The organism is Microbacterium sp. EYE_78 (assembly GCF_023149035.1).
Taxonomy (GTDB): domain Bacteria; phylum Actinomycetota; class Actinomycetes; order Actinomycetales; family Microbacteriaceae; genus Microbacterium.
The window spans coordinates 1,083,740-1,096,045 of sequence record NZ_JAHXMY010000002.1; the positions used below are offsets into that span (position 1 = coordinate 1,083,740).

At 69.7% G+C, this 12,306-nt stretch carries 12 protein-coding genes and 4 tRNA genes; 7 read left to right on the forward strand and 9 right to left on the reverse strand.

Translation table 11 applies throughout. The annotated features are described in order from the left end of the window. Positions 1–115: 115 nt before the first annotated feature. On the forward strand, positions 116–430 hold the full coding sequence (locus KZX17_RS12395) for a hypothetical protein (protein WP_248174094.1): 315 nt from the start codon (positions 116–118) through the stop codon (positions 428–430). An 11-nt stretch (positions 431–441) separates the two neighbouring features. Here KZX17_RS12395 and KZX17_RS15130 read toward each other — a convergent pair whose 3' ends face one another. From KZX17_RS15130 to KZX17_RS12410, 4 genes are all read right to left on the reverse strand, one after another. Further along, the gene (locus tag KZX17_RS15130; RefSeq protein WP_282443627.1) at positions 442–573 is read right to left on the reverse strand and encodes a hypothetical protein; all 132 of its coding nucleotides are present in this window, start codon (positions 571–573) and stop codon (positions 442–444) included. 148 nt (positions 574–721) lie between these two features. Beyond that, positions 722–793: transfer RNA gene (locus KZX17_RS12400), tRNA-Val, on the reverse strand. 22 nt (positions 794–815) lie between these two features. Next, positions 816–889 (reverse strand) — tRNA-Cys (locus tag KZX17_RS12405). Between the two features lie 55 nt (positions 890–944). Then, a tRNA-Gly gene (locus tag KZX17_RS12410) sits at positions 945–1,016 on the reverse strand. Positions 1,017–1,178: 162 nt separating this feature from the next. Between KZX17_RS12410 and KZX17_RS12415 the strand changes: the two genes are divergently transcribed. Next, positions 1,179–1,251 (forward strand) — tRNA-Val (locus KZX17_RS12415). Positions 1,252–1,297: 46 nt separating this feature from the next. Here the strand turns inward: KZX17_RS12415 and KZX17_RS12420 are convergent. From KZX17_RS12420 to zapE, 4 genes are all read right to left on the reverse strand, one after another. Next, a complete protein-coding gene (locus KZX17_RS12420) occupies positions 1,298–2,047 on the reverse strand; it encodes an MBL fold metallo-hydrolase (protein WP_248174097.1) in 750 nt (249 codons plus the stop codon). 3 nt (positions 2,048–2,050) lie between these two features. Continuing rightward, positions 2,051–2,512, reverse strand: a complete 462-nt coding sequence (locus KZX17_RS12425; protein WP_248174100.1) for a DUF6098 family protein — start codon at positions 2,510–2,512, stop codon at positions 2,051–2,053. A 136-nt stretch (positions 2,513–2,648) separates the two neighbouring features. Then, positions 2,649–3,917 carry an ammonium transporter gene (locus KZX17_RS12430; protein WP_248174103.1) on the reverse strand — a complete coding sequence of 423 codons (1,269 nt, stop codon included), beginning with the start codon at positions 3,915–3,917 and terminating at the stop codon, positions 2,649–2,651. 166 nt (positions 3,918–4,083) lie between these two features. Then, the gene (zapE, locus tag KZX17_RS12435) at positions 4,084–5,115 is read right to left on the reverse strand and encodes a cell division protein ZapE (RefSeq protein WP_248174106.1); all 1,032 of its coding nucleotides are present in this window, start codon (positions 5,113–5,115) and stop codon (positions 4,084–4,086) included. A gap of 66 nt (positions 5,116–5,181) precedes the next feature. Here zapE and KZX17_RS12440 point away from each other — a divergent pair, with 66 nt between their 5' ends. Then, positions 5,182–5,886: a dihydrofolate reductase family protein gene (locus KZX17_RS12440; protein WP_248174108.1), complete on the forward strand. Its 705-nt coding sequence runs from the start codon at positions 5,182–5,184 to the stop codon at positions 5,884–5,886. On the opposite strand, the gene KZX17_RS12445 is transcribed toward KZX17_RS12440, so the two are convergent. Beyond that, positions 5,858–7,078, reverse strand: a complete 1,221-nt coding sequence (locus tag KZX17_RS12445; RefSeq protein ID WP_248174110.1) for a S9 family peptidase — start codon at positions 7,076–7,078, stop codon at positions 5,858–5,860. The two genes, KZX17_RS12440 and KZX17_RS12445, sit on opposite strands and share 29 nt — an antisense overlap. Positions 7,079–7,103: 25 nt before the next feature. Between KZX17_RS12445 and KZX17_RS12450 the strand changes: the two genes are divergently transcribed. The 4 genes from KZX17_RS12450 (at position 7,104) to KZX17_RS12465 (ending at position 12,302) form a co-directional block, all read left to right on the forward strand. Beyond that, complete coding sequence (locus KZX17_RS12450; RefSeq protein WP_248174112.1) at positions 7,104–7,685, forward strand: DUF3000 family protein; 582 nt, start codon at positions 7,104–7,106, stop codon at positions 7,683–7,685. Beyond that, complete coding sequence (locus KZX17_RS12455; RefSeq protein WP_248174114.1) at positions 7,678–8,874, forward strand: HRDC domain-containing protein; 1,197 nt, start codon at positions 7,678–7,680, stop codon at positions 8,872–8,874. Before KZX17_RS12450 ends, KZX17_RS12455 begins: the two co-directional genes overlap by 8 nt. 70 nt (positions 8,875–8,944) lie before the next feature. Continuing rightward, positions 8,945–10,150, forward strand: a complete 1,206-nt coding sequence (locus KZX17_RS12460; RefSeq protein ID WP_248174116.1) for a thiolase family protein — start codon at positions 8,945–8,947, stop codon at positions 10,148–10,150. 10 nt (positions 10,151–10,160) lie between these two features. Further along, positions 10,161–12,302: a 3-hydroxyacyl-CoA dehydrogenase NAD-binding domain-containing protein gene (locus tag KZX17_RS12465; RefSeq protein WP_248174118.1), complete on the forward strand. Its 2,142-nt coding sequence runs from the start codon at positions 10,161–10,163 to the stop codon at positions 12,300–12,302. Positions 12,303–12,306: the final 4 nt, after the last annotated feature.

Genomic DNA, 12,306 nt, shown 5'->3' on the forward strand with positions numbered 1-12,306 from the left:
GGGCAGATGACACGACGGTCGGATGCCGCCCCCCACCGGGCTGGGGTGCGATGATCGAATCCGGAGGCCGCAGCTCCGACGTTCTGTCCGTTCGTTTCACACCCGGGTCGGCCTCATGGGACTCCTCACCTACAACAACTCGACGCGCTTCGAGATCGACGATCGAACGATCGCGCACGTCGAAGCCGTCGTCTACGCCAAGCTCCGCCGCGGCGAGCCATTCCTGTTCACCTGGAACCGCGCCGCGGGCGAGGGCTCGGGGCGGACGACGGTATGGATCAGTCGCGGTGCGCGGCTCGTCTTCCGCCGGAGGTGGGACACCCGCATCCCGATCAATCCGGAATGGATCGCGCGGCTGATGTCGGCGGCCAACTCGCCTCAAGGGTTGCACGAGCTCCCAGAGCCGGAAGCCGCTGAGGCCGCCGGCTGAGGGCGCTCCGCCTACAGCAGGGCCAGGACCGGGCTCGCCAGTGTCGTGAGCGCCAGGGTGATGCCCGCGCCGACCGCGATGATCGCCGTTCGGATCAGTCTCCGACGGTGATCCGCGCGCTCGCGCCACTTCCACTCAGACATGACTCCCCCGCCTGCCCAGATCCGTTGCTTCACACTAGCGGATGGAGAAAGTCGCGGCTGTGTCTTGCGCTGCGCGGTTCGGTGTGCCCGGCGCCCTCACGTGCGGCGCGAACGAAAAAAACCCCCGGATGACCGGGGGTTTTGTCTGTGCGCGATACTGGGATCGAACCAGTGACCTCTTCCGTGTCAGGGAAGCGCGCTACCGCTGCGCCAATCGCGCCCGAGGGCTGTTGAGTTGTGAGTGGAGGTGGCGACGGGATTCGAACCCGTGTGGACGGCTTTGCAGGCCGCTGCCTAGCCACTCGGCCACGCCACCGTGTGTGGTTCGACCCACGTGACGCGATCTCCCCGGAGGAAAATCCCCACACTCGAGCGGATGACGAGATTCGAACTCGCGACCCTCACCTTGGCAAGGTGATGCGCTACCACTGCGCTACATCCGCATTCCGTTCCGGATCTCTCCGGCACTCGTTAAACATTAGACGATTCCGGGCCGAGCGCAAAACCGGCGGCGCCCCGCGCGTGTCTCGTCCACGCCGTCCGCGCCGGTACGGCGGCGGCGTCTCGATCCGGTATGCTCGATCACCGGCCCGCTTGTCACACCCGGGCGATTGGCGCAGTTGGTAGCGCGCTTCCTTCACACGGAAGAGGTCGTCGGTTCGAGTCCGGCATCGCCCACAGAAGACAGCCCCGGCAGGTTCCCACCCGCCGGGGCTGTTCCATTTCAATGGCGACCCACGCGCAACGCTGAGGCGACCGCGCGGGAAATTCCTCCCGACCACGGCTCGCCGTGACCGGGCAGCACGAGGTCGGCGCCGGTCTCCGCCAGCCGCTCGAGCGAGCGGAGGGCGACCCCCGCATCCGACGTCGCCGCGTCGGCCACGATCTGAGGGCCCCGGCGACCGGTGTACGGGTCCAGGGTCACCAGAGCGTCGCCGGAGACCAGAACCCCGGCATCCGGGAACACGTACGCGCAGTGACCGTCCGTGTGCCCGGGGGTGTGGATCGTCATCGGCCGTCCCGGCGCGTCGACACGGACGCCGTCGACGGCGTCGGCACGCGCCGCTACGCCCCGGACGGCGAGGGCGCCCGCCAGTGCCATCCGCCCGATGACCGGGATGCCGCCAGGGTGAGAGATCAGGTAGGGAACCCGCGCACGCGCAGGCCGGTAGCTGTACGGATGCCTCGCGAGTCGCTGGTCCCGCTCGTGCACGAGCACCGGGACATCCGCGGCGTGCAGCGACCGTGCCATCCCGACGTGGTCGAAGTGACCATGGGTCAGGATGACGGCGTCGATGTCCGTCCGCCGCATCCCCAGATGTCGCAGCAGCGCATCCAATGCCCTGCCCGTGGCCGGCAGGCCGGCATCGACGAGGGTCGCGCCGTCCGCGGTGCGGACGAGGTAGCAGTTCGTGTCGGCCACAGTGAGTCGGAAGAATCCGGGCCGATCCTCGCTCCAGGCTGTCGCGCGCACTGCTCAATCCTCCGGTCCACGGCCGGCGTCGAACGCACCGCGATAGCGCTCCTCCGCCTCGCGGAGGAGCTCACCGCTCAGGAGTGCGACGGGTTCGACGTCACTCAGGAGCGGCTCGCAGTCCGGCCCTCGCCCGACGAGCTCGCCGCGGAGCACCCACGCGTACCGATCCGGGTTCTCGTCGCCCAGGTGGCGGTACTGGGACAGTTGGCGAGCCAGCCAGTCCTCCCAGGGCCGCGTCCACCACGCCTCGGGGTCCAACGGATTCACCGACAGCCCGGGCAGCCGCAGACCGCTCTCGGTGTCGATGCTGGTCCGGGCCGCGTCCCGGTCGGGGCCTTCCGACCACCTGACGTGCAGCCCCGGCGTCGCCCGCACGAGTGCCGCGAGCTCCGCCAGGCGGAGGACGCGTGGCAGGTCCGGCCCGGGCCGCTTCGCCTCGGTCGTCTGGTCCACGGCTGACATGCCCCGCACGGTACGAACGGCGCGGACCGCGCCCGAGGGGCTTGACACCGGGAGGAAGGCGCTCCCACACCGAAGGGCAGGCACGCCGAAGGGCGCCGCGGAGAACCCGCGACGCCCTTCGGACGACGTGCCGGTGTCAGACCTTGGCGTCCGCCAGGGTGTAGCCGGCCTCGCCGTGCACGACCGTGTCGATGCCCGCGATCTCGTCCTCGTTCTTCACGCGGAACCCGATCGTCTTCTCGATCGCGAAACCGATGACGAAGGCCAGCACGAAGGAGTAGATGAGCACCGTGAAGGCGGCGATCGCCTGCACCAGCAGCTGGGTGGCGTCCCCACCCATGAACAAGCCGGTGCCGTTGGCGAAGAAGCCGAGGTACAGCGTGCCGATGAGACCGCCGACCAGGTGGATGCCGACCACGTCGAGCGAGTCGTCGAAGCCCAGCTTGAACTTCAGCTCGATGGCCAGGGCGCAGACCGCGCCGGCGATGATGCCGAGGACGATCGCCCAGATCGGGTCGACGGAGGCGCAGGCCGGCGTGATCGCGACGAGGCCGGCGACGGCGCCCGAGGCGGCACCGACGGAGGTGGGCTTGCCGTCCTTGATCTTCTCGACGACGAGCCAGGCCAGCAGCGCCGCGGCGGGGGCGGCGATCGTGTTGATGAACGCGACCGCTGCGGTGTTGTCAGCCGCCAGCTCCGAACCGGCGTTGAAGCCGAACCAGCCGAACCACAGGAGGCCCGCGCCGAGCAGCACGAACGGCGGGTTGTGCGGGACGTGGACGCCCTTCTGGAAACCGACGCGCTTGCCGAGGACGAGCGCGAGGGCGAGGGCTGCGGCACCGGCGTTGATGTGGACCGCGGTGCCACCGGCGAAGTCGATCGCGCCGACGCCGAATGTCTCCTGGAGGCCGTGGGTGATCCAGCCCCCATAGGCGAACGAACCGTCGTCGGCGAGACCGAAGTTGAAGACCCAGCTGGCGACCGGGAAGTAGACGACGGTCGCCCACACACCGGCGAAGATCATCCACGCGCCGAACTTGGCGCGGTCCGCGATCGCACCCGAGACGAGGGCGACGGTCAGGATGGCGAAGGTCGCCTGGAAGCACACGAAGGCCAGCGGCGGGAACGCCGCACCTTCGGGGGTCTCAAGCAGGCTCTCGAGCCCGATCGCGCTCCAGTCGATCGCCCACGGGAACAGGGTGCCCTCAGCACCCGGGAAGGCGATCGCGTAGCCGAAGACGACCCAGAGGACGCCGATGAGGCCGAGCGCGCCGAAGGACATCATCATCATGCTGATGACGCTCTTCGCCTTGACGAGACCGCCGTAGAAGAACGCCAGCCCGGGGGTCATCAGCAGGACGAATGCGGCCGCGATGAGTATGAATGCGGTGTTGCCTTGATCCATCTCGAAAGGGAACCTCTCTGCAGGGACGCAGGTGTAGCGTCGGGTGTCCCCAGTGTCGAGGTCGCCGGTTTCGCCCGGCGTCGTGCCCGTGTTTCGCGGTGGTTACGACAGCAGCGTGAAGGTAAACATCAGGTTTCGCGAGGCGGCGAACACCCGATGCCACCGCTCAGGAGTGCGTGAGAGCGACGAGCCGCGAGATGGCCCGCAGGTACTTCTTCCGGTAGCCGCCGTTCAGCATGTCCTCGCGGAACACCTGGTCCAGCGCCGTGCCGGTCGCCCGGATCGGGATCTGCGCGTCGTAGGCCCTGTCGACGAACGCGACGAATCGCAACGCCGCCGACTGGTCGTCGAACCCCGCGACGTCGCGGAGTCCGATGGCCCCCACCCCCTCGATCAGCCGGATGTATCGCGACGGATGCACCGAGGCGAGGTGGCGGATGAACGAGCCGAAGTCGTCGTCCGAGACCAGGGTGGATGCCGCGGCATCCGTCATCGTCGTGCGGTACGCGGCGTCGTCGAGGACGACGGCGTGCCCGTCGACGGCGCGCTGGCGGTAGTCGGTGCCGTCGATCCGGATGGTCTGGAAGTGCTCAGCCATCGCGTGGATCTCGCGGAGGAAGTCCTGTGCGGCGAAACGCCCCTCGCCGAGGGCGTTCGGCGGCGTGTTCGAGGTCGCGGCGAGCTTGGTGCCGGTCGGCACGAGTTCGGCGATGAGACGCGTCATCACCATCGTGTCGCCCGGATCGTCGAGCTCGAACTCATCGATGCAGAGCAGATCGGCACCCCGGAAGAGCTCCACGGTCTTCTGGTAACCGAGGGCGCCGACGAGGGCGGTGTACTCGATGAACGAGCCGAAGTACTTCCGGCGAGCCGGCATCGCGTGGTAGATCGCCGCCAGGAGGTGCGTCTTGCCGACGCCGAACCCACCGTCGAGATACACGCCCGGCTGCATCTCGGGCTCGCGCTTCGCACGACGGAAGAAGCCCCCGCGCGCCGGGGTCGAGCCCCGGGCCCCGGCGAAGCGCTCGAGGAGATCCTTCGCCTCCTGCTGGGACGGGTAGTCGGCATCAGCACGGTACGTGTCGAACGTCGCCTCGTCGAACTGCGGCGGCGGCACCAGCGCAGCCACCATCTCGGCGCCGCTGACCTGCGGATCGCGGTCGCTCAGATGCGTGGTTCCGGCAGACGTGAGAGGCACCCTCCAACCCTAGTCCGCGGGCGCGCACCCCCTGCCGTCGCTGCCGCCGCATGCGAGGATGACGACGTGTGGGTGACCGAGGTGCTGCCGTCGACCGGCGAACGCGTGGATGCCTCGACCGCGGAGGCTCGCGCGTGGCTGGCCGACCGCTACGCCGCACCGGACGGCCGCTGGGTGCGGCTGAACATGATCACCTCGCTCACCGGCTCCGCCGTCGGCTCGGACGGGACGAGTGACACCCTCACCAATCGCGTCGACCGCGCGATCCTCGGCGCCATCCGCGCGGACGCGGACGCCGTCGTCGTCGGTGCGCAGACCGTGCGGGCTGAGGGCTACGTCCTCCCCCGGCGCTCCCGTCTGGTCGTCGTCTCCGCGTCGGGCGACCTCACCGGTCACCGCCTGCGACCCGACCCGGACGGCCCGCCCGACCAGGTAATCCACGTCCTCGGCGCCGATGCCCGCGAACCCGCGCCGATCCACGGAGCGACGGTCCTGCGCCTCCCCGTGATCGACGGGAGGATGCCGGTCGGCGGCATCCTCCACCTCCTGGCCGAACGGGGCCTGCACCGCCTGGTGTGCGAGGGCGGGCCGTCCCTCGCGGCGCAGTTCGCCGCGGCAGGTGTCGTCGACGAGTACTGCGTCACCTCCGCGCCCACGCTCGTGCCCGCGCCGGGCCCGTTCCTCCCCGTTGCGGAACCCGTCCCCACCCGACCGGTCGGCGTGCTCGTCGACGAGGCGGGGTTCAGTTACCTGCGCCTGCAGCCGGCATGACGTCGTGCTCCGCGAGCCACGCGCGGATGCGTCCGTTCCACCGCTCCTCGTCGTAGTTCCACAGCTTCGTGTGTCGCGCCTCGGAGAACTCCTCCAGGTCGACGAGGTCGGGGCGGCGTTCCCGGAGCGCGCGTGACGCCTCCACCGGAACGAAATCGTCCCCGGAGCTGTGGAGGATGAGCACCGGCGAGGTCAGTTCGGACGCACGCGCCACCAGATCGAGCCGGTCGAACGGGATGACGTCGGCAGACCCGGTCAGTCGTCCGGCCCAGGACCGGGTGAGCGCACCGAGCGCCAGCCGCGTGAGTGTCTTCGGCACTCCGGTGCGCGCGGCCTGATGGCGCAGCACCTGCCGCCAGTCGACGACCGGTGAATCGAGGACGACGCCGACGATCCGATCGCGGTGGGCCGAGTTGAGCGCGACCTGCAGCGCGATGGCACCGCCCATCGACCAGCCCACGAGCACGATCCGCCGGGCTCCGGCGCGTCGGGCGAGGCCCACCGCGCGGTCGACGTCGCGCCATTCGGTCGCACCCAGGGCGTACGTGCCGCCGCGGCTGCGAGGTGCGTCGGGGTCGTTGCGATACGACACGAGCAGCGACGTGATGCCGGCCGAGTGGAACACCGGCACAGCGCGCAGGCTCTCGGCGCGGGTCGTACCGCGTCCATGCACGTGCACGGCCCACACATCGGTGTCGCCCGCCGCCGGGAACAGCCACGCCGGGCAGTGTCCGAGGGAGGTCGGGACGGTGATCCGCTCGAACGGGAGGTGCAGCTCTTCGGGCCCGGCGAAGTACCACCCGCTGAACGCCGCGTCGGGCGCGATCGTGTCGCCGCGGTCGATCTCGGTGAGCAGTTTCCGGACGACGGTGTCGCGGTCGCTGGTCAGCACCGTCCCGAGCTTCAGGTACTCCTGGGTCCCTCGGGTGAACAACCCGTAGCGCCCCGCGAGGACCGTGTCGGCGGACCGCGAGAGGGTCACCGTCTGCGCGGCGGTGTCGACGTCGACGATGCGCGTGTCCGGGACGCGGGAGGCCGGCGTCACGACACGACGTGCGACCCGCCCCGCCAGGAGCGCGAGCAGGCCGGTCACACTGACGAGCGCCGTGGTGAGTGCCACGACGACGCTCCGGACGGCCACGACCGTGGCGTCGCCGGCGTCGTCGGGCACGGCGCGCCTGGAAGCCTTCATGGTGCGCCCACTCTAGTCTGTCGCCGTGACCGAACCCCCGACCGGGACGCCGGAGTTCCTCGCCGTCAGTGAGGCCCTGCGCGCGCTGCGCTTCCGCGCCGACTTCGTCGTCCGTGAGATCGCCGCGCCAGCCGCACTCGCGCCCGAGGCGATCGCCTTCGCGGGTGATGTCCGCCCGGACGAGGACGGCGACTCGCCGTACGGGACCGGCCGCATCGTCATCCTCCACGACCCGGAGGAGCCGGATGCCTGGGGCGGCCCATGGCGCATCGTGTGCTTCGCGCAAGCCCCCCTCGAACCCGAGATCGGCACCGATCCGCTGCTGGCCGACGTAGCCTGGTCCTGGCTGGTCGATGCTCTCGCCGCCCGTGGAGCCGGTTTCCACGCGGCATCCGGCACAGCGACCAAGACCCTGTCGAAGGGGTTCGGGACGCTGGCCGCCGAGGGTGACGGCGCGCAGATCGAACTGCGTGCCTCGTGGTCGCCGGACGGCGATCCGGCCAGTCATATGGATGCTTGGGGCGAACTGGTCTGCATGTTGGCCGGTCTTCCCCCGGGCTCGGAGAACATCGCCGTGTTCGGCGGACAGCGGAGTGCACGTGGGTGAATATCAGGTCATCGCCGATCGGGATGCGGCGGCGGCCGCGGCGGCGCGCCTCGCCGAGGGGACCGGGCCGGTCGCCGTCGACGTCGAGCGCGCGTCGGGCTTCCGCTACTCGCAGCGGGCCTACCTGATCCAGGTCTATCGGCGCGGCAGCGAGGTCTTCCTCTTCGACCCGCCCGCCATCGGCGACCTCTCCGCGCTGCAGGCCGCGATCGGCGACGCCGAGTGGGTCCTGCACGCGGCGAGCCAGGACCTCCCCTCGCTGCGCGAGGCCGGACTCGAGCCTCCCGTGATCTTCGACACCGAGCTCGCCGCGCGTCTGCTCGGTCACGAGCGGGTCGGTCTCGGCGCGGTGGTCGAGGACACCCTCGGCATCACGCTGGCCAAGGCGCACTCCGCCGCCGACTGGTCCACTCGTCCCCTCCCGCAGAACTGGCTCGAATACGCTGCGCTCGACGTCCTCCATCTCATCGATGTGCGCGACGCGCTGGCCGCCGAACTCCAGGATCAGGGGAAGGCCGCGTTCGCCGAGGAGGAGTTCGAAGCCGTCCGCACCCGGGCGCCGAAACCGCCTCGCGAGGAGCCCTGGCGTCGCCTGAGCGGTCTGCACACCGTGCGCGGGCGACGCGCCCTGGCCATCGCGCGCGCGCTGTGGACGGCGCGCGAGGAGTACGCGCGCGAGGAGGACGTCTCGCCGGGTCGCCTCGTCCCCGACCGGTCCCTGGTCGCCGCTGTGGCCGCGAACCCCGAGACCAAGCAGGACCTCGCCCGCGTGAAGGACTTCACCGGACGCGCCAGCCGCAGCCAGCTCGACCGCTGGTGGGCCGCGATCGAAGCGGGTCGCGCTGATCCGGCCCTCCCCACCGAGCGCGGCAGCGGGGACGGGATGCCGCCGCCTCGCGCCTGGGCCGACCGCAACCCCGCCGCCGATGCGCGTCTGAAGGCCGCACGACCCATCGTCGAGGCGCTCGCGGAGGAACTCCGCATGCCCACGGAGAACCTTCTGACTCCGGACATGCTGCGCCGCGTCGCGTGGAATCCCCCCGGCGAGGTGACGGCGGCATCCGTCGGCGCAGCGCTGTCGGCGCTGGGGGCGCGACCGTGGCAGGTTGCACAGACCGCACAGCCGATCGCGACCGCCTTTGTCGATTCCGTGCACGAGGCCGAGTCGGCCGCCGACGCTGCTTCGTAGGTTCGACCCAACCGATTTTTCCGCGATCCGCGCCTCCCTAGGCTGAAGGAAACCAACCTTTGGAGGCAGTGTGGCCGAGATTTCGGACGTCTTCTTCGTCGACGGCATGCGCACCCCGTTCGGGCGCGCCGGCGAGAAGGGCATGTACTGGAACACCCGGGCCGACGACCTCGCCGTCAAGGCGACGATCGGTCTGATGGAGCGGAATCAGGGGGTGCCGGCCGACCGCGTCGATGACGTCGCGATCGCCGCCACCAGCCAGACCGGCGAGCAGGGCCTGACCCTCGGCCGCTCGGTCGCGATCCTGGCGGGTCTCCCCCAGACGGTTCCCGGATTCGCCATCGACCGCATGTGCGCGGGAGCGATGACGAGCGTGACCACGATGGCGGCATCGATCGGCGTCGGCATGTACGACGTGGCCCTCGCAGGGGGCGTCGAGCACATGGGCCACTATCCGATCGGCGGCAATGCCGACCCGAACCCGCGGTTCGTCGCGGAGAAGATGGTCGACCCCGGCGCGCTGAACATGGGCGTGACCGCGGAGCGCATCTTCGACCGCTTCCCGCAGCTCACGAAAGAGCGTTCCGACCGGTTCGGGATGCTCAGCCAGCACAAAGCGCAGGCGGCGTACGAGGCCGGCCGCTTCCAGCCCGACCTCGTGTCCGTCGCCGTGAAGGACGCGGAGGGGGCCTGGGGCCTCGCGACCGAGGACGAAGGCCGCCGTCCGCAGACCACGATGGCCGACCTCGCGGCGCTCAAGACGCCCTTCCGACCGCACGGTCGCGTGACCGCTGGAACGTCGTCGCCCCTCACGGACGGGGCGACGATGTCGCTGCTCGCCGGTGGGCGCGCGGTGAAGGAGCTGGGCCTCTCGCCGAAGATGCGTCTGGTCTCGTTCGCCTTCGCGGGCGTCCAGCCCGAGATCATGGGGATCGGCCCGATCCCATCGACCGAGAAGGCACTCGAGAAGGCCGGACTGACGATCGACGACATCGGTCTCTTCGAGCTGAACGAGGCCTTCGCGGTGCAGGTCATCTCCCTGCTCGACCACTTCGGCATCGCCGACGACGATCCCCGAGTCAACCCCTGGGGTGGTGCCATCGCGCTCGGGCACCCGCTCGCGGCGTCAGGCGTCCGGCTCATGATCCAGCTCGCGGCGCACTTCGCCGAGCGACCCGACGTCCGCTACGGGCTCACCGCGATGTGCGTCGGCCTCGGCCAGGGCGGCTCGGTCATCTGGGAGAACCCGCACTACAACGGCAAGAAGAAGAAGTGAGCGCGCGCACATGACGAACTACGAGCAGATCGACTTCAGTCCCCTTCTCGCACTGTCCGACGACGAGGTCGTCACCCACTCGCGCGTGCGCGATGTGCCTCTGCCGAGCGGCAAGGTGCTCGCGCTCATCACGCTCGACAACGGGCGGGACCACACGCGTCCGAACACACTCGGACCGGCGACCCTCACCGAGCTCGGCACGACGCTCGACGCGCTCCGCGCTCGCGCGGACGCGGGTGACATCGCCGCCGTCGCGGTCACCGGCAAGCAGTACATCCTCGCCGCCGGCGCCGACCTGAGCGAGGTGAGCAGCGTCGGATCGAAGGACAACGCCCGGATGATCGCGCAGCTGGGGCATCACGTGCTCGGCAAGCTGTCGACGCTCGGTGTGCCCTCGTTCGCGTTCGTGAACGGGCTCGCCCTCGGCGGCGGCCTTGAAATCGCGCTGAACTCCACCTACCGGACGGTGGATGCCTCCGCCGCCGCCGTCGCTCTGCCCGAGGTCTTCCTCGGCATCATCCCCGGGTGGGGCGGCGCGTACCTCCTCCCGAACCTGATCGGCATCGAGAACGCCCTCGAGGTGGTCGTCTCCAACCCGCTGAAGCAGAATCGGGTGCTGAAGCCGGCGCAGGCGTTCGAGCTCGGGATCATGGACGCGATCTTCCCCGCCTCCACCTACCTCGAGGACTCGCTCCGCTGGGCGGACGGCGTGCTGTCCGGAACCGTGAAAGTGGAGCGCAAGAACGAACCCGGCAAGATCGAGCGCCTCACCAAGTGGCCGATCGCGATCAAGGTCGCACGCGGCATGCTGGAGTCGAAGATCGGCACCGTCCCCCGTTCGCCGTATGTCGCGCTGGAGCTGCTCGACAAGGCGAAGAGCGGCTCGAAGGAGGAGGGATTCGCCCGCGAGGACGAGGCGCTCGCCGACCTCGTGACGGGTGACCAGTTCGCGGCATCCATGTACGCGTTCGACCTCGTCCAGAAACGAGCCAAGCGTCCGGTGGGCGCACCCGACAAGGCGCTCGCGAAGAAGGTCACCAAGGTGGGCATCATCGGTGCCGGCCTGATGGCCAGCCAGTTCGCGCTGCTGTTCGTTCGGAAGCTCCAGGTGCCCGTGCTGATCACCGACCTCGACCAGGCACGCGTGGACAAGGGTGTCGCCTACATCCACGACGAGATCGGCACGCTCGAGGCCAAGGGCCGCCTCGATGGCGACACTGCGAACAAGCTCCGGGCACTCGTGACCGGGACGACCGACAAGGCCGCCTACGCGGACTGCGACTTCGTCATCGAAGCCGTGTTCGAGGAGGTCGGCGTGAAGCAGTCCGTCTTCGCGGAGATCGAGTCCGTCGTGGCGGAGGACGCGATCCTCGCGACGAACACCTCCTCGCTCTCGGTCGAGGAGATCGGCGCGAAGCTCGCGCACCCCGAGCGCCTCGTGGGCTTCCACTTCTTCAACCCCGTCGCGGTGATGCCGCTGATCGAGGTCGTGAAGACGCCGCACACGTCCGACGCCGCCCTGTCGACGGCGTTCGTCGTCGCGAAGGGGCTCGGCAAGAACGCGGTGCTCACCGCGGATGCCCCGGGCTTCGTCGTCAACCGGCTGCTCGCGAAGGTCATGGGCGAAGCGGCCCGCGCCGTCTACGAAGGCACGCCGGTCAGCGAGGTCGAGAAGGCCTTCGCACCGCTCGGTCTGCCGATGGGACCCTTCCAGCTCATCGATCTCGTCGGGTGGAAGGTCGCGGCGCACGTGCAGGACACGATGGTGCGCGCGTTCCCGGACCGGTTCTACGCCAACGAGAACTTCCACGAGCTGGCGGCGCTCTCCGAGGTCGTGGAGAAGGACAAGGGAGGTCGGGTCACCGGTTTCACCAAGACGGCGGAGAAGATCGTCAAGAAGGCCGCGGGCTCCTCGCCCACCTCACGCGACGAGATCCTGCGCCGTGTGCAGGAGGGGCTCGCCCAGGAGATCCGGATCATGCTCGACGAGGACGTGGTCCCCGAGGTCGAGGACATCGATCTCTGCCTCATCCTCGGTGCCGGCTGGCCGTTCATCGACGGCGGCGCGACGCCCTATCTCGATCGCGAAGGCGCGAGCGAACGCGTCTTCGGCGACACGTTCCACCACCCGCCCATCCGCGGCATCGCCTGACGTC